This is a genomic window from Caballeronia telluris (assembly GCF_001544495.1).
Classification (GTDB): domain Bacteria; phylum Pseudomonadota; class Gammaproteobacteria; order Burkholderiales; family Burkholderiaceae; genus Caballeronia; species Caballeronia telluris.
In genome coordinates this window covers 58,234-81,857 of the sequence record NZ_FCNZ02000008.1, presented here as the reverse complement: position 1 = coordinate 81,857, position 23,624 = coordinate 58,234, and the positions used below count along the sequence as shown (strand labels likewise).

20 protein-coding genes are annotated in these 23,624 nt (G+C 65.8%); 11 read left to right on the top strand and 9 right to left on the bottom strand.

Annotated features, from left to right (window positions below):
- Window positions 1-43: 43 nt before the first annotated feature.
- A complete protein-coding gene (locus AWB66_RS12260; RefSeq protein ID WP_087630567.1) occupies window positions 44-1,942 on the top strand; it encodes a propionate--CoA ligase in 1,899 nt (632 codons plus the stop codon).
- A gap of 83 nt (window positions 1,943-2,025) precedes the next feature.
- Here the strand turns inward: AWB66_RS12260 and AWB66_RS12255 are convergent, their stop codons facing one another.
- A complete protein-coding gene (locus AWB66_RS12255) occupies window positions 2,026-3,267 on the bottom strand; it encodes an MFS transporter (RefSeq protein WP_087630566.1) in 1,242 nt (413 codons plus the stop codon).
- 364 nt (window positions 3,268-3,631) lie between these two features.
- Between AWB66_RS12255 and AWB66_RS12250 the strand changes: the two genes are divergently transcribed.
- On the top strand, window positions 3,632-5,293 hold the full coding sequence (locus AWB66_RS12250) for a methyl-accepting chemotaxis protein (RefSeq protein ID WP_087630565.1): 1,662 nt from the start codon (window positions 3,632-3,634) through the stop codon (window positions 5,291-5,293).
- A 695-nt stretch (window positions 5,294-5,988) separates the two neighbouring features.
- Here AWB66_RS12250 and AWB66_RS12245 read toward each other — a convergent pair.
- The 3 genes from AWB66_RS12245 to AWB66_RS33670 all read right to left on the bottom strand — a co-directional run bounded on the left by AWB66_RS12245 (window position 5,989) and on the right by AWB66_RS33670 (window position 10,100).
- A complete protein-coding gene (locus tag AWB66_RS12245; RefSeq protein ID WP_087630564.1) occupies window positions 5,989-7,461 on the bottom strand; it encodes an HDOD domain-containing protein in 1,473 nt (490 codons plus the stop codon).
- A 214-nt stretch (window positions 7,462-7,675) separates the two neighbouring features.
- Window positions 7,676-9,598: a putative bifunctional diguanylate cyclase/phosphodiesterase gene (locus AWB66_RS12240; protein WP_087630563.1), complete on the bottom strand. Its 1,923-nt coding sequence runs from the start codon at window positions 9,596-9,598 to the stop codon at window positions 7,676-7,678.
- A gap of 349 nt (window positions 9,599-9,947) precedes the next feature.
- On the bottom strand, window positions 9,948-10,100 hold the full coding sequence (locus tag AWB66_RS33670; protein WP_159462904.1) for a hypothetical protein: 153 nt from the start codon (window positions 10,098-10,100) through the stop codon (window positions 9,948-9,950).
- Here AWB66_RS33670 and AWB66_RS12235 point away from each other — a divergent pair.
- The 3 genes from AWB66_RS12235 to AWB66_RS12225 all read left to right on the top strand — a co-directional run bounded on the left by AWB66_RS12235 (window position 10,099) and on the right by AWB66_RS12225 (window position 12,563).
- Entirely contained in the window at window positions 10,099-11,379 is a 1,281-nt protein-coding gene (locus AWB66_RS12235) for an EAL and HDOD domain-containing protein (protein WP_087630562.1), read from the top strand. The two genes, AWB66_RS33670 and AWB66_RS12235, sit on opposite strands and share 2 nt — an antisense overlap.
- Window positions 11,380-11,478: 99 nt before the next feature.
- A complete protein-coding gene (locus AWB66_RS12230; protein WP_087630561.1) occupies window positions 11,479-12,042 on the top strand; it encodes a peroxiredoxin in 564 nt (187 codons plus the stop codon).
- Window positions 12,043-12,080: 38 nt separating this feature from the next.
- Window positions 12,081-12,563 carry a hypothetical protein gene (locus AWB66_RS12225; protein ID WP_087630560.1) on the top strand — a complete coding sequence of 161 codons (483 nt, stop codon included), beginning with the start codon at window positions 12,081-12,083 and terminating at the stop codon, window positions 12,561-12,563.
- A 6-nt stretch (window positions 12,564-12,569) separates the two neighbouring features.
- Here the strand turns inward: AWB66_RS12225 and cydB are convergent, their stop codons facing one another.
- Together cydB and AWB66_RS12215 are read right to left on the bottom strand one after the other, a co-directional pair.
- Window positions 12,570-13,574 carry a cytochrome d ubiquinol oxidase subunit II gene (cydB, locus tag AWB66_RS12220; protein ID WP_087630559.1) on the bottom strand — a complete coding sequence of 335 codons (1,005 nt, stop codon included), beginning with the start codon at window positions 13,572-13,574 and terminating at the stop codon, window positions 12,570-12,572.
- Between the two features lie 308 nt (window positions 13,575-13,882).
- The gene (locus AWB66_RS12215; protein WP_087630558.1) at window positions 13,883-15,325 is read right to left on the bottom strand and encodes a cytochrome ubiquinol oxidase subunit I; all 1,443 of its coding nucleotides are present in this window, start codon (window positions 15,323-15,325) and stop codon (window positions 13,883-13,885) included.
- Between the two features lie 443 nt (window positions 15,326-15,768).
- Between AWB66_RS12215 and sugE the strand changes: the two genes are divergently transcribed.
- The 6 genes from sugE to AWB66_RS12185 all read left to right on the top strand — a co-directional run bounded on the left by sugE (window position 15,769) and on the right by AWB66_RS12185 (window position 21,404).
- Window positions 15,769-16,089 (top strand): quaternary ammonium compound efflux SMR transporter SugE, encoded by a 321-nt coding sequence (gene sugE / locus AWB66_RS12210; protein ID WP_087630557.1) that lies wholly within the window; start codon window positions 15,769-15,771, stop codon window positions 16,087-16,089.
- Window positions 16,090-16,335: 246 nt separating this feature from the next.
- Window positions 16,336-16,971, top strand: coding sequence for a DUF4126 domain-containing protein (locus tag AWB66_RS12205; RefSeq protein WP_087630556.1), 636 nt, complete (start codon window positions 16,336-16,338; stop codon window positions 16,969-16,971).
- 71 nt (window positions 16,972-17,042) lie between these two features.
- The gene (locus AWB66_RS12200) at window positions 17,043-19,541 is read left to right on the top strand and encodes an ABC transporter permease (protein ID WP_087630555.1); all 2,499 of its coding nucleotides are present in this window, start codon (window positions 17,043-17,045) and stop codon (window positions 19,539-19,541) included.
- Window positions 19,542-19,563: 22 nt separating this feature from the next.
- Window positions 19,564-19,983 carry a group II truncated hemoglobin gene (locus AWB66_RS12195; RefSeq protein ID WP_087630554.1) on the top strand — a complete coding sequence of 140 codons (420 nt, stop codon included), beginning with the start codon at window positions 19,564-19,566 and terminating at the stop codon, window positions 19,981-19,983.
- 81 nt (window positions 19,984-20,064) lie between these two features.
- Window positions 20,065-20,796: an alanyl-tRNA editing protein gene (locus AWB66_RS12190; RefSeq protein WP_087630553.1), complete on the top strand. Its 732-nt coding sequence runs from the start codon at window positions 20,065-20,067 to the stop codon at window positions 20,794-20,796.
- A gap of 14 nt (window positions 20,797-20,810) precedes the next feature.
- Window positions 20,811-21,404 (top strand): DUF924 family protein, encoded by a 594-nt coding sequence (locus AWB66_RS12185; RefSeq protein ID WP_087630715.1) that lies wholly within the window; start codon window positions 20,811-20,813, stop codon window positions 21,402-21,404.
- A gap of 9 nt (window positions 21,405-21,413) precedes the next feature.
- On the opposite strand, the gene AWB66_RS12180 is transcribed toward AWB66_RS12185, so the two are convergent.
- The 3 genes from AWB66_RS12180 to AWB66_RS12170 form a co-directional block, all read right to left on the bottom strand.
- Window positions 21,414-22,160 carry an SDR family oxidoreductase gene (locus AWB66_RS12180; RefSeq protein WP_087630552.1) on the bottom strand — a complete coding sequence of 249 codons (747 nt, stop codon included), beginning with the start codon at window positions 22,158-22,160 and terminating at the stop codon, window positions 21,414-21,416.
- An 83-nt stretch (window positions 22,161-22,243) separates the two neighbouring features.
- A complete protein-coding gene (locus tag AWB66_RS12175) occupies window positions 22,244-22,828 on the bottom strand; it encodes an LOG family protein (protein ID WP_087630714.1) in 585 nt (194 codons plus the stop codon).
- Window positions 22,828-23,559, bottom strand: coding sequence for a TetR/AcrR family transcriptional regulator (locus AWB66_RS12170; protein ID WP_087630551.1), 732 nt, complete (start codon window positions 23,557-23,559; stop codon window positions 22,828-22,830). The genes AWB66_RS12175 and AWB66_RS12170 overlap by 1 nt, the downstream gene beginning before the upstream one ends.
- Window positions 23,560-23,624: the final 65 nt, after the last annotated feature.

Here is a 23,624-nt window from a genome sequence, read left to right as displayed (position 1 = left end):
CTATGCTCTGAAGCAGACTGCACACTGCTATCAGAGGGAGCGAATGACGACTTATCGCGAGGAGTTTCGCCGTTCGATCGAAGCGCCCGAGGCATTCTGGGGCGAACAGGCACGCCGCATCCACTGGGAAACCCCGTTCGAGAAGGTGCTCGACGACAGCCGCCCGCCGTTCGCGCGCTGGTTCGTCGGCGGGCGCACGAATCTCTGCTACAACGCGGTCGACCGTCACCTCGCGTCGCGCGCGCAGCAGGATGCGCTGATCTACGTTTCCACCGAGACGGGCATCGAGCGCCGCTACACGTATGCGGAACTGCATGCCGAAGTGAACCGGATGGCGGCCGTGATGCGCTCGCTGCACGTGAAGAAGGGCGATCGCGTGCTGATCTATCTGCCGATGATTGCCGAAGCGCTCTTCGCGATGCTCGCCTGTGCGCGGCTCGGCGCGATTCATTCGGTCGTGTTCGGCGGCTTCGCGGCGCCGAATCTCGCGGCCCGCATCGACGATGCGAAGCCCGCGCTCATCATCACCGCCGACGCCGGCGCGCGCGCGGGCAAGGTGATCGACTACACGCCGCTCGTCGACGAAGCGCTTTCGCGCGCCGAATACAAGGTGCCGCAGGTGCTTCTGATCGACCGCCAGCTCGCCCCGGAGCGCCTGCAGGCGCCGTATCTCATCGCCTACGAACCGCTGCGCGAACAGTTCTTCGATGCCTGCGTGCAGTGCGAATGGCTCGAATCGAACGAGCCGTCGTATGTGCTCTACACGTCGGGCACGACCGGGCGGCCGAAGGGCGTGCAGCGCGATGTCGGCGGCTACGCGGTCGCGCTCGCGGCATCGATGGAACACATCTTCCAGGGCGCGGCGGGCGACGTGATGTTCACCCCGTCGGATATCGGCTGGGTGGTCGGCCACAGCTACATCATCTATGCGCCGCTGATCGCCGGGCTCACGACCGTCATGTACGAAGGCACGCCGGTGCGCCCGGACGGCGGCGTCTGGTGGCGGCTCGTCGAGCAGTACAGGATCAACCTGATGTTCACCGCGCCGACCGCGATCCGCGTGCTGAAAAAGCAAGACCCGCAGCTGATGCAGCAGGCGGATTTGTCGAGCCTGCGCACGCTCTTCCTCGCGGGCGAGCCGCTCGACGAACCGACCGCGCAATGGATCCAGGGCGCGCTCAGAAAACCCGTCGTCGACAATTACTGGCAGACCGAAACCGGCTGGCCGATGATCGCGATCCCGCACGGCATCGAAGATCTGCCGCCGAAGCTCGGCTCGCCGGGCGTGCCGTCGATGGGCTTCAACCTCAGCCTGCGCGACGAGCAGACAGGCGACATCTGCGCGCCGGGCGAGAAGGGCGTGATCGCGCTCGGCTATCCGCTGCCGCCCGGCTGCATGCAGACCGTGTGGGGCGACGACCGACGTTTCGTCGATACATACTGGAAGAGCGTGCCGAACCAGCAGGTCTATTCCACCTTCGACTGGGGCGTGCAGGACGACGACGGTTATGTCTCTATCCTCGGCCGCACCGATGACGTCATCAACGTGGCGGGGCACCGGCTCGGCACGCGCGAGATCGAGGAAGCGCTGTCCAGCCACCCGGCGGTGGCGGAAGTGGCGGTCGTCGGCGTCGCGGATGCGGTGAAGGGGCAGGCGGCGTTCGCGTTCGTCGTGCTGCGCGACGCGGATCGCCTGAACGCGCCGGGCGTGCGCGAAGGACTGGAAGCGGAACTCGCGCATACCGTCGATACGCAACTGGGCGCGATCGCCCGGCCGGCGCGCGTGCATTTCGTCTCGATGCTGCCGAAGACGCGCTCGGGCAAGCTCCTGCGTCGCGCGATCGCCGCGCTCGCGGAAGGGCGCGAACCGGGCGATCTGCCGACCATCGAGGACATCGGCGCGTTGCAGCAGGTGAAGGCGGCGCTCGGCGCGGGAGGCTGAAACACGCGTCATGCGCATCAAAAAAACGCCCGCTTCGACAGCGTCGAAGCGGGCGTTTTCGCAAGCAAGCGTGAAGAGCGTCGTCAGGCCGTTTTCGGCTTCGGCTCCGACGTGCGCGGCAGCAGCACGGCCAGCATGCCGATCAGCGGCAGGAACGAACAGAGCTTGTACACGTAGTCGATGCTGGTCGTATCGGCGAGATGGCCGAGCACCGCGGCGCCCACGCCGCCCATGCCGAACGCGAAGCCGAAGAAGAGCCCCGCCACCATCCCGACCTTGCCCGGAATCAGTTCCTGCGCATAGACGAGGATCGCCGAGAACGCCGACGCCAGCACGAGCCCGATGATCACCGACAGCACGCCGGTCCAGAACAGGTTCGCGTAGGGAAGCAGCAGCGTGAACGGCGCGACGCCGAGAATCGACACCCAGATCACGACCTTGCGCCCGATCCGGTCGCCGACCGGCCCGCCGATGATCGTGCCCGCCGCGACCGCCGCGAGGAACACGAACAGATGCACCTGCGCGCTTTGCACCGACAGCCCGAACTTGCTGATCAGATAGAACGTGAAGTAGCTCATGATGCTCGACATGTAGAAGTACTTGGAGAACACGAGCAGCACGAGCACGCTCATCGCGAGAATCACCTTGTTGCGCGGCAGGGTGGCATGCGCGGCGTGCGCGCGGCCTTTCTTTGCCGCGGGATGGCGCTTGTACCAGCGCCCGATGTTAGCCAGCACGACGATCGCGACCAGCGCCGCCGCCGAGAACCACGCGATGCTCTTCTGTCCGTGCGGGATCACGATCAGCGCGGCGAGGAGCGGCCCGAGCGACGAACCGGCGTTGCCGCCCACCTGGAAGAGCGACTGCGCGAGACCGTGCTTGCCGCCCGAGGCCATGCGCGCCACCCGCGACGATTCCGGATGGAACACCGACGACCCGCAGCCGACGAGCGCCGCCGCGACGAGCAGCGTCGGGAAGTTGCCCGCGACCGACATCAGGAGCAGCCCGCAAAGCGTGAAGCCCATGCCGACGGGCAGCGACCAGGGTTTCGGATGCTTGTCGGTGTAGAGGCCGACGAGCGGCTGCAGCAGCGACGCCGTGATCTGGTAGGTCAGCGTGATGAGCCCGATTTGCGCGAACGAGAGCGCGAATTGGCTCTTGAACATCGGATAGATCGCGAGGATCAGCGACTGGATCATGTCGTTCAGCAGATGCGAGAAGCTGATCGCACCCAGGACCGAATAGACCGTGCGTTGCGCGGCGGCCGGCGGCGCGGAAACGGAAGGCGCCGCACTGAGCGCGGCTTTGTCGATGCTCGTTTGCATGGTGAAAAGTCTGCCGGAAGGTGGTCTCTTGGAATTTTTTTCAGCCGCTCGCTGTATTAGGCGATTCATGAGCAGGTCGAATAGGACGTAGTTTAGTTTGTCCGGTACGCGTTGTCCTGCCAACCTTTGTCGCGAATTGGACATGCCGCGCGGCGGCGGCGCGATTTGCGCACGCACGTTTTTTTTGGTCGGTTATAACGCGTCGACGGCGGCGAGAAACGCAAGCGGCGCGCGGCTTCATCCGAATCCGGGCGCGGGAAATACCCTACTCAAGATTTGCGACGCGACGGCCGTAGACCAGTGACAAAGGCATGCGTCTTTCGACGACGCGGCCTGCAACCAGAATCATTCGGGGAATGAATCGATGAAACCGTTTTTGCTGCGCGGCCATGCCGGCGCGGGCTCAGTCTCGCAAGCTTCAAAGGATGCATCCAGAACGCGCCGCGCGGCGGCCGGCCGTGGCGGGTTGTCGGTGAAGGCGTCGCTCAGGCTCGCCTTCGCGCTCGTGCTGGCAGGGACGCTCGCGATCGGCGCGATCGCGCTCACGCAGATCGGCCGTCTGAACGACTCGACCGGCTCGATCTACACACAAGGCTACGTCGCGAGCCGGGCCGCCGAGGAAACGCGCGGCGATCTCTTGCGCGCGAGCCGCTCGCAAAAGATGCTGCTCACCGCGACCACGGCCAAGGAACGCGACGAACTCGGCGCGCAGATCGAAGAGGCGCTGGCTGCGATCGGCAAGGAACAGGCGCAGTTGCAGCAGCACATCGACGCGTCCGACCAGGATGCGCTCGCGCAGCAGAAGCGTTTCGCGGCGGGCGTCACGAAATGGAGCGAGAACCTGCGCAGCTTCGTCAAGCTCGTGAAGGAGCAGCCGCTCGACCTGTCGCAGATGAACTGGCAGGTCGGCATCCAGGACGTGTCGCTGCTGGTCGAAACGGGCAAGCTCGAAAAGATGGTCGACGATCTCGTCGCGCGCCGGGGCGCCGCCGCGAAGGCGACCATCGATGCCGCCGCGTTCATCTATCAGTCGTCGTTCGTGATGGTGTCGGCGCTGACGGTGGCGCTCTTCGTCCTTGCGATCGTCGTGAGCGAATGGGTGGTGCGACGCCTCGCGGGACAGCTCGGCGGCGAGCCGGGTTATGCGAAGGAGATTGCGAGCCGCATCGCGGCGGGCGACCTCTCGAACCGCATCGACCTCTCGACGCGCGACAACGCGAGCATGCTGCGCGCGCTCTCGGACATGCAGTCGGGGTTGTCGTCGACGGTCGGCGAGATTGCGGCGAGCGCCGAGGCGATCGCTTCGGCGTCGAGCGAGATTTCGACGGGCAACGTCGACCTCTCGCATCGCACGGAGGAGCAGGCGGTCGCGCTCGAAAAGACGGCGGCGAGCATGGAGCAACTGACCTCGACGGTGCGTCAGAACGCCGACAACGCGCAGCAGGCGAGCATGCTGGCGCACAACGCGTCGGAGATCGCGGAGAAGGGCGGCGAGGTGGTCGGACGCGTGGTCGCGACGATGGAGCAGATCAACGCGAGCGCGAAGAGTATCGGCGACATCATCGGTGTGATCGAGGGTATCGCGTTCCAGACGAACATTCTCGCGCTCAATGCGGCGGTCGAGGCGGCGCGCGCGGGCGAGGAGGGGCGTGGTTTCGCGGTGGTGGCGGGCGAAGTGCGATCGCTCGCGCAGCGTTCGTCGGCGGCGGCCAAGGAGATCAAGGGCTTGATCCACGCGTCGGTATCGCGCGTGACGGACGGCTCGACCTATGCGCACGAGGCTGGCGCCACGATGGACGAAGTGGTGAAGGCGGTCAGGCGCGTGACCGACATCATGGGCGAGATTTCGGCGGCGTCGGCGGAGCAGAAGAGCGGCATTGAGGAGATCGGCCGCGCTGTCACGCAGATGGACGCCGGGACGCAGCAGAATGCCGCACTCGTGGAGCAGGCGGCTGCCGCCGCGCAGTCACTCGATGATCAGGCGAGGGCGTTGAAGGGATTGGTCGGGAAGTTTCAGTTGCACTGAGGGGTGTGCTGGCGCTTTGTGGAACACCGTTTGATGTTCTTCCGCTTCTATGGAACCTGCTTTCTTAGCGGTCTATTTGCTCTGCCCCTGTCCGGGGCGGGACTTACTTTCTTTGCTGCTGCAAAGAAAGTAAGCAAAGAAAGCAGCTTTTTCAGGCAGCAGTTTTGAGGCGGCAACGCTCTTGAAGTACTGAGTGGACATACCGCCTAAGTGTCCCCCTCAAAGGTCTTTAGCGACTTGGCGCGATTAACCACTGTGTCATCGCACAGTGAAGTTTTTGGTAAGGCAATCATCCTTTCGTCCGCGCTTCGCGGACGAAAGGCATAAACAGAAAACCGTTGGTCCACAGCCGCCGGAACCGCGAACATGAACCGCGCGACCCATGCACCTGACGTCCGAGCGAAGCGAAGATGGATGTATGACTGCTGTACCGTTGTATTCGCTGCGCGATGACACAGCGGTTAATCGCACCAAGTCGCTAAAGACCTTTGAGGGCGACACTTAGGCGGTATGTCCACTCAGTGCTTCAAGAGCGTTGCCGCCTCAAAACTGCTGCCTAAAAAGCTGCTTTCTTTGCTTACTTTCTTTGCAGCAGCAAAGAAAGTAAGTCCCGCCCCGGACAGGGGCAGAGCTAATAGACCGACGCGAAAACAAGTTCCACAGAAGCGCAGAATCCCCCAAAGCGCCAGCACCCCCTAGAGCAATTCAACTTCCTTCCAATCCGCATTGGAAAAGAACCGACTAAGCTCCCGCGTGAGCTCATTGAGCGCGCCCATCTCCGGCGGCGTGATCTTGCGCACTTGCGGCGAAAGCGTCCAGTCGCCATAAACGAGCGCGACTGTCGAGTCGTTGGCCTTCACGGGCAGCAGCACGAAAGCCTTGGCATCGCCGAATGCCTGCTTGAACCAGCGCGGCAAACGCGCGTCGATCCGCGGATCGTGCGCATTCTCGATGAAGATGCCCACCGGATTCGAGATCGCAAGATGAAACACATCCGGCTGGAAAGCGGCCGCGAACTGCAGCGTCGGCAGCATCCGCTCGACGTTCGGACCGAGCCCCAGCCGCGCGTGGAATTCATCGTTGGCCTGGCGCACGAAGACCACCGTCCGCGAAAAGCCCAGGCCCGCGAGCACCGCCTCGGAAGCCAGCGCGAGCACCGGCCCGAGCGCGTTCTTCGAAGGCAACGCGCGCAAATCGTCCAGTCCCGCGCCGATCCGCGCTTCCGCCGATACCCCCGCGCGCGCGATCGCGTCGGCGTTCGCACGCAATTCGACGATCTCGCGCATCACGCCGTCGCCGCTCTCTTCGTTCGCGAGCGCAATGCTCATCGCGGCAAGCGTCTCGGCGTCGGTGTTCAGCGCGCCGCTGTAACGGTTCGCGATATCAACCAACAGCGACTCGCGATTTTCGCCCGCCATGTTCTGCGCCGTCAGCGCATCGGCGACTTCGGTCGAATAGTTCGTCACGGCCTGCAGCCACGCGACATGGCGCGGCACGGTCTGGTCGGGCGCCTGCGGGTCGCTCGCGCGCATGCCCGCGCGGATCGTCTCCGGCAGCCGCCAGCGGTCCGCCGCCTCGATGCCGATCTCCTCGAACGAGACGCCGAGCAGCGCCGCGCACGCGCTGCTGTCGCTGATGTTCTCGACGGCGGCCTTGCGGCGCAACTGGTCCCACTCGCTTTCCAGATAAAACGCGACCAGCAGCTTGCCGATCTGCCGCATCAGCGTGCAGACCACCGCTTCCTCGGCCGAACGCAGGTCGGTGTGCTCGGTGATCTGGCGCGCGACCGCGCCCGAGAGCAGCGTGCGGTTCAGTTCGAGCTTGGCGTCGATGCGGCGCGGCACGCTCGCATGAAAGTGATCGACGAGCTTCAGCCCGACGACGAGATGCCCGACCGCGTCCATGCCGAGCACCATCAGCGCGCGCGTCACGGTCGTGATGTTGCCGCCGAAGGCCATGTACATCGCCGAATTGGCGAGGCGCAGCACCTTCTGCGTGAGGCCGAAATCCGACAGCACGACTTGCACGAGGGCAGTGAAGTCGAGGTCGTCGTCGCTCATCGCGGACACGGTCGTGCGCAACGCCTGCGAGAGCATCGGGAAGTCCCCGCGCTCGCTCATGCGCTGCCACAACTTGTCCAGTAATTCGGCCTTGACGGTGCTTGCCATGCGTAGTGTGAGAAAGCCCTGCTGTGCCGCGGCCAACGGGCCGGCGCGGCGTCAATCTTCGGCCCGTTCCCGCCGTACGAAAAGCGGAGAAACGGGCCGGAACGATACTCGGTGCTGCAGTGATACGGCGATACGACGATACGGCGACGTGAGGCGGCGATGCGAGGTGGTTTGCGCGGCACGCTCCCGGATTAAAACACGAACGTGCCCTATCTCATAATGCCTCGTGAAGGAAGAGCGAGTTCGACTGGAACGACCGTGCAAGCTCTTCCGACGGCAGCGCGTGGCTGATGAGCCAGCCCTGGATGTGATCGCAGCCCATTTCGGTCAGAAGGTCGCGCTGCGCTTCGGTTTCGACGCCTTCCGCGACCAGTTCCAGCCCGAGCGACTGCGCGAGCCCCACCACCGCGCTCACGATCGCGCGGTTGTTGCGGGAGGTAAGCAGGTTTTCGACAAAACTGCGGTCGATCTTGAGCTTCGAGAGCGGAAAGCGCTGCAAATAGGCGAGGCTGGAATAGCCGGTGCCGAAGTCGTCGACGGCGAAACGGATGCCGAATGCCCTGAGCTTCTGCAGGAGCCGCGTCGCTTCTTCGGGATCGTGCATCAGAAGGCTCTCGGTGATCTCGAACACGAGCCGCCGCGGATCGAGCCCCGTCAGCGTGAGCGCTTCCTGCACCGCGAAGGTGAAACGCTTGTCGCGGAACTGCTGCGGCGACACGTTCACCGACACGTAGTGGAGCCGGATGCCGATCGCGTCCCATTGCACGAGCTGCATGCACGCGGCTTTCAGCACCCAGTTGCCAAGATAGTTGATGAGGCCGATCGATTCGGCGAGCGGGATGAACGTCGTCGGCGGCACGAGCCCGTGCACCGGATGCTGCCAGCGCATCAGCGCCTCCACGCCCACCACGCCGCCCGAGTGGCTGCTCGTGATCGGCTGGAAGTGCAGCGCAAACTCGCCGTTGCGCACGGCCTCGTAGAGATCGGCTTCGAGCTTGAGGCGCTCGGCGTCGGTCGGGTCGTCGTCGACCGCGTGGAACACGAGCGTGTTGCCGCCCGACGACTTCGCCTCGGCGAGCGCGTGATCGGCCATGCGCAGCAGATGCGCGCCCGCCGTGCTGCCCGGGCCGCCGGTTTCGTCGGCGCTCGTTGCCGGATCGGCCTGATCGGGATAGAGCGCGACGCCGACGCTCGCGGAAAGATGCGTGTGCTGCCCGCGATAGCGATACGGCTGCGCGATCGCCGTCAGCACGCGCCGGCCGAGACTTTCGGCGGCTTCGGCGCTCGTCCCCGCCGGCAGCAGGACGGCGAACTCGTCGCTCGCGACGCGCGCCACGCGCTCGCCGTGCCCGGCCGCGTGCTGGATGCGCCGCGCGGTTTCGCGCAGCATGTCGTCGCCGGCGTCGTAGCCGAGCGCGCGGTTGATGCGCTGGTAGTCGTCGATGTCGACGAGCACGAGCGCCGCCTGCGTGCGCGTGTGCTCGGCTTCCGCCTGCACGGCGTTGACCGCGGCGATCAGCGCGGTGAGGTTTTCGAGGCCCGTCAGCGGGTCGTGGTGGAGCGCATGCGTGAGCCGCGCCTCGTTGTCGCGCCAGTGCGAGACGTCGAACGCAGCGAGCGCGAAGCCCGGCACGCCCGCTGCCGTGGTCGAAAGGAGACGCAGTTCGACCGGGATCGGATACGTCAGCGACTTGACGAGCGACAGCGTCGCGGCTTCGAGCCTGCCGCTTGCGTGCGCGCGTGCCACGAGCGCGTTCAGTTCGTCGGCTTCGTTCGACGCCACGAGGTCGTGAAGCGTCAGCATGCCGAGATAGTCGCGGTGATAGCCGATGAAGCTGATGCTCGCATCCGACACGTAGACAAAGCGCAATGATTCGTCGAGCTGGGCGAGGAAGTCGACCGTGCCGAGCGTCGCCTCCAGCTGCGCCGGCAACGAACGCGCGGCGGGTGCCGCCGGCGTGGATTCGAGCGCTTCGGCCGCTGCGGGGCTGGGAACGTCCGCTGCCGCGCGGCTGGCGTTCGCGCCGTCTGCGGCCGGCGCGTGCGCATGCCGCTTCGACGCGCCGATGAGACCGAGCGCGTTGTCGAGTGCGGCGCGCCAGAGGCGGCGGGGGACGGTGTTCCGGTTCGCTTGCATGTTCTTGTGATGGCCTTCTGGTTGCGTGACCTGTCGGAGGACGCGTGGCGGCACGTCCGCTTGGGAGACTGCCCGCGCGGATTTCACGCGCGCGTTTTCGCGCCTTTTCGCGCAACAGGTACACGCCCTATCAGGCAGGTTATCGGCTATGTCACGAATTACTTTAGTGAACGCGCACGCCCCGCAAGCGCCACCGCGAAGCGGCCCGCCAGCGCCGATCGACGATATTTTTCTGGCCGCCGGGATGCTCTGAGCGCCGTGGTTTTCGGTTAAAGTGTCGCGGCGGTTACGGAATTTCCTACCGAACTTTGGTTGAAAACGCCCTGCGCCAGCGCAAGTTTCGTTTCTTTTACCGATTCCAGCCCGCCTCCTCGACTTGCCCGCCCATGTGTGATACGAGTTCGGTTCGGCCTTCGTTGGCCGGTACGCCGGCGCATCCCATGCGGCGCGTCAGGGCGTGCGGGTCGAGCACATACTGTTGAGTCATGGACGATTGAGTCATGGACGATTCGTTGCAGCCGACCGAGCCGGACGACGCGCGCGAACCGGAAAGCGTCTTTCTCGGACGCCAGCCGATTCTCGATCGCTCCGGCGCGCTCCACGCCTATGAGCTGTTGTTCCGCGACAGCCTGGACAATCGCGCGCCCGTCCACGACGACGTCCAGGCGACCGCGCATGTCGTGGCGCGCACGGTCGGCGAGATCGGCGTGTCGGCGGTGCTCGGCGACTATCGCGGCTACGTGAACATGAACCGGGCGCTGCTCTTCGACGACATCGTCCACATCATGCCGCCCGAGCGTTTCGTGCTCGAAGTGCTCGAAACAGTCACCTTCGACGCCGCGCTCTTCCGGCGCTGCGCGCAGTTGCGCGACGCGGGCTTCCAACTCGCCCTCGACGATGTCGTGCAGCTCGACGACGCGCTGCTCGCGGCGCTCCCTTACGTCGACACGGTGAAGATCGATTTCCTCGCCACCGATCAGAGGACGCTGCCCGCGCTCGCGGCGGAGGTCAAGCGCAGCGGCCGGGCGCTGCTCGCCGAAAAGATCGAGACGCACGAGCATTTCCAGCGCGCCCGCGATCTCGGCTTCGATTACTTCCAGGGTTACTTCTTCGCGCGTCCGCAGGTGCTCGCGACGCGGCGTCCCAGCGCATCGCGCGTCGCGCTGATGCGGCTTCTGTCGCTGCTCGCCGACGACCCCGCCATGCGCAGCCTCGAAGCGGAGTTGAAGCGCAATCCCGAAGTGGTCGTGCAACTGCTGCGCGTCGCCAATTCGAGCGCGTTCGGCTTGAGCCGGCATGTTTCGTCGCTGCGCGATGCCATCGCGGCGATCGGCACACGGCAGATCACCCGCTGGACGCAACTCCTGCTCTACGCCGACGGGCGCGGCCTGTCGTGGCGGTCGGACCCGCTCGTGCAACTGGTCGGCACGCGGGCGCGTTTCATGGAACTGGCGGCGCGGGTGTTGCGTCCATCGGATGATGCGTTCGCCGATTCCGCGTTCATGACCGGCATTTTCTCGCTGGTGCACGTGGTGCTCGACATGGCGGCCGCCGAGGCGCTGACGCGCCTGAGCCTCTCCGAGGCGATCCGCGAGGCGATCGTCGACGGACGCGGGCCGCTTGGCGTGCTGCTGCGGATTTCGCAGGCGGCCGACCGGGGCGACATCCCCGAAGTCGACGCGAGCCTCGCCGACGCCGCGTTCGCACGGCTGACGCCGGCGGTGCTGGCGAAGCTTCAGGTCGAGGCGGCGACGTGGTTTGCCGCGCATCGGCTGGAATGAAGCGGCTGGAATGAGACGGCTGGAATAAGACATGCGTTGTTTTCCCCGGACGCTGCACGGCGCCCGTTACCCGAAGGCTGACGAGACACGAGGAAACACATGAAACGCAACTTTGCAGGCAGGATGCGGGCGGCTGCGCTGGGCGCCGGACTCGCGGCATACGCCCTCGTCGCGTTCGCGACGCTCAAGCCGGGCGAGCGTGCGCCGTCGTTCGTGGCGCAGGCATCGCTCGGCGGCAACGTGTACAACTACTCGCTCGCCGACGAGCTGAAGAAGGGCCCGGTCGTGCTGTACTTCTATCCGGCGGCGTTCACCAAGGGCTGCACGATCGAGGCGCACGAATTCGCCGAAGCGGTCGACCAGTACAAGGCCGAGGGCGCGACGGTGATCGGCGTGTCGCACGACGACATCGACACGCTCAAGCGCTTCTCCGTGAGCGAATGCCGCAGCAAGTTCCCGGTGGCGGCGGACGCGGGTTCGCAGATCATCAAGTCCTACGACGCGTCGATGCCGATGAAGGCGTCGATGGCTAATCGCGTGTCGTACGTGATCGCGCCCGACGGCACCGTCATCTACGAGTACACGAGCCTCTCGCCGGAGAAGCACGTCGCGAACACGCTGCAGGCGCTGCGAGAGTGGAACGCGAAGCACCACGCGCAATGACGCTCGTCCTTTTCACCCACGCCGGCTGAGTCGCGAGCATGCCGATCGTCGTCGCGCTCGCCGCCCTCGTCGCGCTGATCTACGGCGCGGTGTGGTCGTTTCACGCGCTGTCGGCGCATTTCGGGCTCGGCGTCGCGACGGGCGTGGCGGCAATGGCGGCGGCGCTGGTCGTCGCGGGGATTCTGTATCTGCTCTATCGCATCCGCGAAGTCGCGCCGAACATCGCGCGCGGGCAGGACGGCGACTGGACCCACGAACTGAGGCGCGAGTGGGGCGGCGTGCGCCTCGCGGCGGGCAAGCGGCTGTGCGATCTGCGCGTCGGCGGGGAACGCGGCGGCTACATTTTCGCGGACCTGCGCGGCGTGCGGATGGAACCGGGTGCGAGCGCGGATGGCGCCTGGCAGGTCCTGCTCGACGTCAAGGACGCGAAGCGCGGCGAATGGCGCCTGCCGATGCGCGACAGGCGCGAGGCGCTCAAGTGGACGCGCATTCTGACGCGCGCGGTGGAGCAGAAGTTGTAGCGCAGCTCACCCGTGATACCCCATATCGCCGCGCACTTTCCCGCGAAACACCCAGTACGACCAGATCACGTACAACACGATGATCGGCAGCAGGAACATCGTCCCGATCAGCAGGAACTGCTGTGACAGCGGCGCCGCCGACGCGTCCCATAATGTCACCGAAGGCGGCGCGATGAACGGCCACAGGCTGATCACGAGACCGGTGAACGCCAGGAAGAACAGTCCGATCGAGCAGAGAAACGGCACGACGTCGCGGTCCTTGTCGAGGCTCGACCAGAGCGTCCACGTCAAAAGCGCCGTGAGCACGGGCACGGGCGCGAACAGGAAGCTCACCGGGAAATCGAACCAGCGCGCGGCGATGCGCGCGTCCTTGAGCGGCGTCCAGATGCTGATCAGCAAAATGAACGCGATCACGCCGATGAGCGCGAAGCGCGCCATCCGGCGTCCCCACGCCTGCAGGTCGCCCTCGGTCTTGAGCACGAGCCACGTCGTGCCCTGCAACGCATAGCCGAACACGAGGCCCGCGCCTGTCAGGAGCGGAAACGGCGCGACCCAGTCCCAGCTCGTTCCGGAAAACACGCGTCCCTCGATCGGGAAACCCTGGATGAACATGCCGAGCACGATCCCCTGCGAGAACGTCGCGACGAGCGAGCCATAGCCGAACGCGCTGTCCCAGAGCCACTTGCGCGCGCCGACCACTTCGCGGAACTCAAACGCGACGCCGCGGAAGATCAGCCCGAGCAGCATGAAGAGAATCGGGAAATAGACGGCCGGCACGATGATCGCGAACGCGAGCGGAAACACCGCGAGCAGCCCGCCGCCGCCGAGGATCAGCCAGGTTTCGTTGAAGTCCCAGACGGGCGCGACCGAGTTGATCATCATGTCGCGATCGTGAGCGTCGCGCCGCAGCAGAAACACCATGCCGACGCCGAGGTCGAAGCCGTCGAGCAGCACGTACATGAACACCGCCAGCGCAAGAATGGCGGCCCAGAGTGGCACGAGGTCAAGCATCGCGGAGTCTCCTGTCGACCCGAGTTGGCGCTGTCGGCCAGAGTTGGCGCTTTAGCGCTTACTCTGGCCCCATGCGCCTTACTCTGGTCCCATGCAACGAAGTGCGGTCGACCCGAGTTGGCGCTGTCGGCCAGAGTTGGCGCTGTCGACCCGAGTTGGCGCTGTCGGCCAGAGTTGGCGCTTTAGAGCTTACTCTGGTCCCATGCGCTTACTCTGGCCCCATGCGCCTTACTCTGGTCCCATGCAACGAAGTAGCGTCCGACCGGAGTATGCGTTTCGCGCTTAATCCGGTCCCATGCAAGTTGCAGTCACGCGCGCGGCGGCGGTTCGGTGCCCTTCGCGGCCGATGCCGCGACGGCCTTGTTCGACAGCGCCGAAAGCGGCCGCGCGGCACGCTTCTCCGGTTCGAGCCGATCGCCTTCGTGGCCCTGCGCCGTCTCCGACGGCCCGACGCGCACGAGCCGGCGCAGCAGCGTGAAACCCGCGCCGAAAATGACGAGATACGCGAGCACGTAGAGCAGCCACGAGAGCCCGACATTCGCCGCGGTGAGCGACGGCGTCACCGAGTCCTTCGTGCGCAGCAGGCCGTAGATGGTCCACGGCTGGCGGCCCGCTTCGGTCGTCGTCCAGCCGGCGATCACCGCGATGAACCCGAGCGGCATGCCGAGCGTCGCGCAGCGCAGCCACGCGCGGCTTTGTTCGAGCCGGCCGCGCGCGAAGAGCACGATGCCGGACAGCACGAGCGCGAACATCAAAAGCGCGATGCCGACCATGATCCGGAACGCGAAGAACACGACCGCCACCGGCGGCCGGTCCTCGCGAGGGAACGCCTTGAGGCCCTGCACCGTGCCGTTCGGATCGTGCGTCAGATAGATGCTGCCGAGCACGGGAATCGCGATTTCGAAGTGATTCATCTCGGCGTCCTGATCGGGGATCGCGAAGAGATTGGCGGGCACGCGCGAACCGGTTTCCCACAGGCCCTCCATCGCGGCGATCTTGGCCGGCTGATGCTTGAGCGTATTGAGACCGTGCATGTCGCCGATCACCATCTGCACCGGCACCATGATGACGAGAAAGATCAGCGACATCTTAAGCATCACGCGGCTTTCCTCCAGCGCCCGCCGCTGCAGCACGTACCTCGCGCCGACGCCGAGGATCACGAACGCCGCCGTCACGAGGAACGCGCTCACCGTGTGCCCGAGCCGGTACGGAAACGACGGCGTGAAGATCACGTCGAAGAAGCTGACGACTTCAAAGCGGCCGTCCGGCAGGATCCGGTGGCCTTGCGGCGTCTGCATCCAGCTGTTGACGGCGAGAATCCAGAACGACGAGATCACGGTACCCGCCGCCACGAAGATCGCCGACATCACGTGCGCCCACTGCGGCACGAGCTTGCGCCCGAAGAGCAGCACGCCGAGGAACGCGGCTTCGAGGAAGAACGCGGTGATGACCTCGTAGCCCATCAACGGGCCGATGACGTTGGCGGCGATGTCGGAGAAACGGCTCCAGTTGGTGCCAAACTGGAACGGCATGACGAGGCCCGAGACGACGCCCATGCCGAACGACACCGCGAAAATCTTCAGCCAGAACGCGGACAGCCGCCGGTAGACATCGCGCTTGGTGATCCACCAGTTGAATTCGAGCGTGGCGATGAAGCACGACAAACCGACCGTGAATGCCGGCAGGAGAATATGAAAAGCGACGACCCAGGCGAACTGGAAGCGGGATAGCAGGACGGCATCGAACTCCATGAGCACTCCGCGTCGAGAATGTCGGATCGAACGGCGTCTGGCGGCGTTTGGGCGAGAAAACGACGTCGCCACGGTGACCGAAACAAGCGCAAATAATCGCAAACGTGTCATTCAGCTTAATACACGTTTTCCGCACGACGCGCTCTTTATTCGATAATTCCGTGCTGATTCGCTTTTGTCCGCCGAAATGACGGCGCGTTGTCGAATAGTTCCAGCGCATTTGCGCGGACGTGTATGTCACCGCTGAACGAATCGTCGTCGCGAAAGAGCGCTTCGCCGGCCGCACGCGCAAGCTTTTGCACCGTTTTGGTACAATTACAGTTCACCTACGGCCGCGCGGACGACCGCGCGCGCTTTCGAATGTCAGCCACCCAGTTGCATGGGGCCAGCGCCAACTCTGGCCGACAGGGGACGACCCCAAGTTTTCCAATGGAGTCTCTCCGATGTCCTGGTTTCTTCTTTTCATCGCCGGTCTGCTGGAAGTCGCCTGGGCGGCGGGTCTCAAATCGTCCGATGGCTTTACGCGGCTCTGGCCGTCCGTGTTCACGCTCGTGACCGCCGCGGGCAGCTTCGTGCTGCTCGCCATCGCGATGCGGCAGTTGCCGCTCGGTACCGCCTACGCCGTCTGGACCGGCATCGGCGCGGTCGGCGCGTTCATCTTCGGCATCGTGATGATGGGCGAGGCGCTCACGGTGGCGCGCGTCGCGAGCGCGGCGCTCATCGTGATCGGACTCGTCGGACTGAAGCTGTCTTCCGGGCATTGACGGGTAAGCTGCCAAGCTGGACCTTCAACTGCTTGACCTTGGCGTGCAAGGCCTGGCGCAGCATGGCTATAATGGTCTGAAGTCATCTCGAATTCTTCGTATCGAGCCGCGTTCGTTTCTTTTCCCCCGCCTCGTCGTCGATGCGGGTGGCTTCTTCCGGCGTCTCCGGCGGAAGCAACCGACGCCGGCGCTCGCCCTGGATCACCAGCCGGGCGCGCGGCGCGTGTAGCACGCAAGGAGGCGGCAATGCTGGAAGCACTTTCGCTCGCAGCGGGCCTTTCGTGGGCCAGCGGACTGCGCCTGTACCTGACGATCTTCGTGGCAGGCGTCTTCGAGCGCATGGGCCTCGTGCATCTGCCGGACACGCTCGCGGTGCTGTCGTCGCCGTGGGTGATCGGCGTGGCCGCGTTTCTCGCGGTCGTCGAATTTCTCGCCGACAAGATTCCCGCCTTCGATTCCCTCTGGGACGCCGTCCACACGCTGATCCGCATCCCGGCGGGCGCGGTGCTCGCCGCCGCTTCGCTTGGTCACGCCGACCCGACGCTCGTCACCATCGCCGCGCTCGCCGGCGGCACGCTCGCGGGCGCGTCGCACTTCGCCAAGGCGGGCACGCGCGCGCTCATCAATCTCTCGCCGGAGCCGGTGTCGAACTGGGCGGCTTCCGCGACCGAGGACGTCGGCGCGCTCGGCGGCCTCACGCTCGCGTTCTTCGTGCCGCTCCTGTTCCTCGTGCTGGTGATCGCGTTTCTCGTCTTTGCCGGCTGGGCGCTGCCGCGTCTCGTGCGCGGCGTGCACGGCGGCGTGAGCCGCATGGCGAAGCACATGGTGCCGAGCGTCGACCGGTTCCGGCATCTCGATCGCCTGCGGAGCAAGCACGATTGAGCGCCGTATCTCCGACAGCGCCGACAGCGCGTCATCCCGGATTGTCCCAACTTGCGCGTCAGTCCTTGAGAATGACCGCGCGCGACTGGCGCGCGGGCGAACTCACGATGCTGCTCTTCGCGCTCGTGCTGGCCGTGGCGGCGCTCGCGAGCGTCGGCTTTCTCGCCGACCGCATGCGCCAGGGCCTGGAGCGCGACGGCCGCCAGATGATCGCCGCCGACTTCGTCGTGCGCGCCGATCATCCGGTCGATCCCGCGTTCGCCCAGGAAGCCGCGTCGCTCAAACTCGCGACCGCGACCACCACCATCTTCCCCAGCATGATCAGCGCGACCGTCGCCGCCAGCGGCAGTCCCGCGTCGCGGCTCGCGGCGATCAAGGGCGTGTCGCCGGGCTATCCGCTGCGCGGCGCGGTGCGCCTGGCGCCCGCGCCCGGTGCCGCCGATGCGCCCGCCACCGCGATTCCCGCGCCCGGCACCGTCTGGCTCGATCCGCCGTTGCTCGATGCGCTGAAGACGCGCGTCGGCGGCACGGTGAAGGTCGGCACGCGCGTGTTCACGGTCGCGGCGGTCATCACGCGCGAGCTGGACCGCGGTTTCGGCTTCGTCAATTTCTCGCCGCGCCTGATGATGCGCGCCGACGACCTCGCCAGCACCGGCCTCATCGGCTATGGCAGCCGCGTGACGTACCGGCTGCTGGTCGCCGGTCCCGATGCGCAGGTCGACCGGTTTGCCAAGTGGGCGCGCTCGCGCGTCGACGGCGGCAAGCTGCGCGGCGTGAACCTCGAATCGCTGCAGGACGGCCAGCCGCAAGTGCGCCAGACGATCGACCGCGCGAGCCACTTTCTCACGCTCGTCTCGCTTTTGACCGCGCTCCTCGCGGCGGTCGCGATCGCGATGGCGGCGCACCGTTTCGCGCGCCGGCATCTCGACGGCTGCGCCGCGATGCGCTGCCTCGGCGTGAGCCAGTGGACGTTGCGCGCGCTTTTCATCGGCGAATTCCTGACGATCGGCGTGCTCGGCAGCATCGCCGGCGTGGTGCTGGGCTTCGGCGGCCATCTCGTGCTCTTGAACTGGCTCGGCTCGCTGGTCGATGTCGAACTGCCGAACGCGAGCGTCTGGCCCGGGCTCCAAGGCATCGCGATGGGGCTCGTGCTGCTGCTCGGCTTCGCCGTGCCGCCGCTTTTGCCGCTCACGCGTGTGCCGCCGGTGCATGTGATCCGCCGCGAACTCGGCGATGAACAGCGCGTCGCCTATGCCGCGTATGGCGCGGGCGTGCTGCTGTTCGCGCTCCTGCTCGTGCTCGCGGCGGGCGAGTGGAAGCTCGGCGGGATCGTAGCCGGTGGCTTCGCGCTCGGGCTTTTGGTGTTCGGCGGCATCGCGCGCGCGGCGCTCTGGGCGGCCGCGCGTTTCGTGAGGCGCGAGCGTGGCGGCGCGGGCGTCGGCTGGCGGTATGCGCTGGCGTCGCTGGAGCGGCGAAGCGGCGCGAGTGCGCTGCAAATCACGGCGCTCGGCATCGGCCTCATGTGTCTGCTGCTGATCGCGATGACGCGCAACGACCTGATCGCCGGCTGGCGCAACGCGACGCCGCCCGACGCGCCGAACCAGTTCCTCATCGACATCCAGCCCGACCAGCGCGCGGGCGTCGCGACGTATCTGACGCGACACGGCCAGCCCGACGCCGCGCTCTCGCCGATGGTGCGCGGGCGGCTCGTCGCGGTGAACGGCAAGCCGGTGAACCCGGACAACTACGAGAAGGCCGACGCGAAGCGGCTCGTCGATCGCGAATTCAACCTGTCGTACACGACCGAATTGCCGGGCGACAACCGCGTCGAAGAGGGCAACTGGTTCGGGCAGAGCGAGAAGCCGCAGGTGTCGATCGAGCAAGGGCTCGCGAAGCTGATCGGCGTAAAGCTCGGCGATACGCTGCGCTTCGACGTCGCGGGCTTGCAGGTCGAAGGGCCTGTCACGAGCATGCGCAAGCTCGACTGGAATTCGTTCAAGGTCAACTTCTTCGTGCTGATGCCGCCCGCGGCGCTCGCCGATTTCCCGGCCACCTTCATCACGAGCTTCCATCTGCCGCCGACGCAGCAGACGCTGATCGACGGGCTCGTCGGCCAGTATCCGAACGTCACCGCCATCGACATCGCGCCGATCCTCGCGCAAATCCAGCGCACCTTGCAGCAGGTGATCGGCGCGGTGCAGTTCCTGTTCCTGTTCACGCTGGCAGCGGGCGTGCTCGTGCTGTACGCGGCGCTCGCCGGCACGCGCGACGAGCGCATGCGCGAGTCGGCGCTGTTGCGCGCGCTCGGCGCGTCGCATCGGCAGGTGCGTTCGGTGCAGGTGGCGGAATTCGTCGCGGTGGGCGCGCTGTCGGGCCTGATGGCGGCGCTCGGCGCGCAGGCGATCGGCTATGTGCTGGCCTCGCGCGTGTTCGAATTCCATATCGACTTCAATCCGTGGCTGGTGCCCGTGGGCATCGTCGCGGGCGTGGCGTGCGCCGCGCTCGGCGGCTGGCTGAGCCTGCGCCGCGTGCTGGCGCGTCCGGCGCTGCAATCGCTGCGCGACGCATAGACTTTCATCGACAAACACACGTATGAGCGAAGTGAACACCGAAGCACACACCGAAGCGCCGCAGCCGACGGCGTTCGACCTGGTCGGCGGCGAGGCGCGCGTGCGCGCGCTCGTCGACCGTTTCTACGACCTGATGGACCTCGAAGCCGAATTCGCGGGCATCCGCGCGTTGCATCCGCCGACGCTCGACGGCTCGCGCGACAAGTTCTTCTGGTTCCTGTGCGGCTGGATGGGCGGCCCGGACCACTACATCAGCCGCTTCGGCCATCCACGGCTGCGCGCGCGGCATTTGCCGTTCGCCATCGCGTCGGACGAGCGCGACCAGTGGTTGCGCTGCATGGCGTGGGCGATGGAAGACGTCGGCCTCGACGAAAAGCTGCGCGAACGCCTGCTCACCTCCTTCTTCGATACCGCCGACTGGATGCGCAATCGTCCGGGCTGAACTTCGTCAAGAATCGTTGACAATATGACGGGCGAACGCTCGGCATAATGGCCGTTCCCCCTCCGCCGGACATCACATCCCATGAGCACACGCGCACTCTTTCGCGAAGACGCCTACCTGACGCGCTGCGAAGCGACGGTCACCGCCATCGACGAGCAGGGCATCCATCTCGACCAGACCGTGTTCTATCCGCTCGGTGGCGGCCAGGCGGGCGACGCCGGCACGCTGACGCTCGCGGACGGCACGCGGATCGACATCGCGGATACGCGCAAGGCGAAGTTCGAGGGCGCGACGCCCGACGATGCCGTGCACGTTCCGTCGCCCGGACAGGAAGACGCGCTCGCGCGGCTCGCGACGGGCGCGCGCGTGACGGCCGAGATCGACTGGGAAAGACGTTACCGGCATATGCGGCTGCACACGGCGAGTCATCTGATGTGCGCGGTGTTGCCGTATCCCGTCGACGGTTGCAGCATCACGACCGATTACGCACGGCTCGACTTCGCGACGGTCGAGCCGATCGAGCGCGAGTTCGTCGAGGCGCGGCTCGCGGAACTCGTCGGCGGATCGCATGCGGTAGAGACCGAATGGATCACCGACGACGAGATGGCCGAGCGCCCCGAACTCGTGCGCACGATGAGCGTGAAGCCGCCGATCGGCCTCGGGCGCGTGCGTCTGCTGCGCATCGACAACGTCGATCTTCAGCCGTGTGGCGGCACCCACGTGCGCAACACGGGCGAGATTGGGCGGCTGCGGGTCGCGAAGCTCGAAAAGAAGAGCGCGCGCACGCGGCGGCTCGTGCTCGAATTCGTGTGAGCGCGCGGCGCGACATGAACGGCGAGCCGCTCGATCCGCGCGCGCAAGAGGTGCTCGACGCCTGGTTCGGCGCGCCGGGCTCGCCCGAATTCGGACGGGAGAACAAGGCGTGGTTCACCAAGAACCGCGCATTCGATGCCGCGCTTTCCGCGCATTTTGGCGCGCTGCTCGAAGAGGCGCACGCAGGCCGGCTCGCGCACTGGGCCGACACGCCGCTCGGCGCGCTGGCGCTGATCGTGGTGCTCGACCAGTTTTCCCGCAACTGTTTTCGCGGCACGCCGCGCGCGTTCGCCGGGGACGCGACGGCGCTCGCTCTGGCGAAGGCGCTGGTTGCCGCGGGCGACGATGTGCGCCTGCCGAGCGCGCAGCATCGCAACTTCGCCTACATGCCGTTCGAGCATGACGAAACGCCCGAAAGCCAACGCGAGGCGGTGCGTCTTTTCACCGCGTTGCGAGACGAAACCGGCGACGTCGGTTTTCTGGACTACGCGCGGGAACACGCCGAAGTCATCGAGCGCTTCGGGCGCTTTCCGCATCGCAACCGCATTCTCGGGCGCACGATGCGCGCGGACGAAGAAGCGTGGCTCGCGAAGCACGGCGGGTTCTAGCGCGCGGTTCTAACGGCCGCCCGTCACGTCGATGATCGCGCCCGTCACATACGACGACGCGTCCGAGAGCAGCCACACGATCGCTTCTCCGACTTCGTCGGCGCTGCCCGGGCGTCCGAGCGGCGTCTGCACGCCGAGTACCGCCGCGCGATCCGGCTTGCCGCCGCTCGCGTGGATCTCGGTGTCGATAAGTCCCGGGCGGATGGCGTTCACGCGCACGCCTTGCGGGCCGAGTTCCTTCGAGAGGCCGATGGTGAGTGTGTCGATTGCGCCTTTCGAGCCGGCGTAATCGACGTATTCGTTCGGTGCGCCAAGCCGCGCCGCCGCCGACGACAGGTTCACGATCGAGCCGCCCTTGCCGCCGCGCGTCACCGACATGCGCCGGGCCGCTTCGCGGGCGCCGAGGTAGGCGCCGAGCACGTTGGTGTCGAAGACGCGCTTCAGGCGCGCGAGGTCCATGTCCGCGAGGGCCGCGCCCGGGGCGACGATGCCTGCGTTGTTCACGAAGCCGTCGATCGGGCCGAAGGCGGCCTGCGTCGCGTCGAACATCGCGATGACCGCGGATTCGTCGGTGACATCGGCCTGGATCGCAATGGCTTTGCCGCCCGCGGATTCGATCCGGGCGACCGTATCGTGGGCGGCGGAGGCGTTGGTCGCGTAGTTCACCGCGACGGACCAGCCGCGCGTTCCCGCCTGGATGGCCGCTGCGCGGCCGATGCCTCGGCTGCCGCCGGTGATCAGGATGACTTTCGACATGGGTTTGCGTCTCCGGGAGGTGTCGTTCAACACCGTCTGATTTTTTTCGCTTCGTGCAGAGCCGTCCGAGCGCCCGCGACAATTCAGACCGAATCGCGTTTCTCGGCCCACTTGTCGATCATGGGCGGCACGTAGCGCGTGAGCTTCGCGATCATCTGCGCAGGCTCCCGCGCGACCAGCAGCATGTCCAAATAAGCCTCGCGCATGAACCCTTCCTCGACGGTATGCCGCAGCATCGAAAGCAGCGGATCGTAATAGCCGTCGACATCGAGCAGCGCCACCGGCTTCTGGTGATAGCCGAGCTGCGCCCACGTATAGACCTCGAACAGCTCTTCGAAGGTGCCGACGCCGCCCGGCATCGCGACGAACGCGTCCGACAGATCGGCCATCTTCTTCTTGCGCTCGTGCATGTCCGGCACGACGTGCAGTTCGGTCAGATCCGTATGGCCCACTTCCTTGCTCAGCAGCAACTCGGGAATCACGCCGACCGCGCGTCCGCCACACGCGAGCACTTCGTCGGCGATGAGGCCCATCAGCCCCACGCGGCCGCCGCCGTACACGAGCGACATGTTCGCCTCGACCAGCGCGCGGCCGAACGCCTTCGCGGCTTCGGCATAGACCGGCCTGGCTCCGGAAGCGGAGCCGCAATACACACAAACCGACTTCATCATCGGGAATCCTTGGGAGTGTCGGGTTTCGCTGCGGCGTCCTCGCGCGGCGGCAGGAAGTCGGCGTACTGGCGCATCGGCATCTTGCCCGAAGCCAGATCGTCGAAAAGTTGACGCGAGCGGCCGCGCAGATACGGCGCCATCAACGAAATGATATGCAGGCTCGCCTGATGCAGTTCCGCGCGGATCGCTTCCTGATCGTTGTACTTGCGCGGATTCATCACGTACTGATACGACAGCCAGTAAGTCGCGATCACGCCGATGTTCGTCGCGATGACCTTGATCTCGTCGGGCGTCGCGACCATCTCCTCATCGGCGACAAGCGCCTCGCACAACTGGCGCGCGAAGTGCACCTTGTGCGTGATGATCTGCTTGAAATGCGTTTCCAGCGTGCGGTTGCGCGCGAGCAGGTCGTTCAGGTCGCGATACAGGAACCGGTAGGTCCAAAGAAAATCGGCCATGTACTGCAGATACGACCACATTTCGTCGATGGTCGGACGATGGTCGTCCGGGAAGCGCAGCCGCCTTTCGATCTGCTGCTCGAACTGCGCGAACAGGCTGTTGATGATGTCGTCTTTGTTGCGGAAATGGTAGTACAGGTTTCCGGGGCTGATCTCCATCTCTTCGGCAATCGTCGTCGTCGTGACGTTGGGCTCGCCGAGATCGTTGAACAGCTTCAGCGACAACTCGAGTATCCGTTCGCGGGTGCGGCGGGGAGGTTTGGCTTCCATATCGTCCGTACCGTGTTGCCGGGGTGCTTCGGCCTCGTGAAAAGCGTCGCGGACCCGGGTCGGTT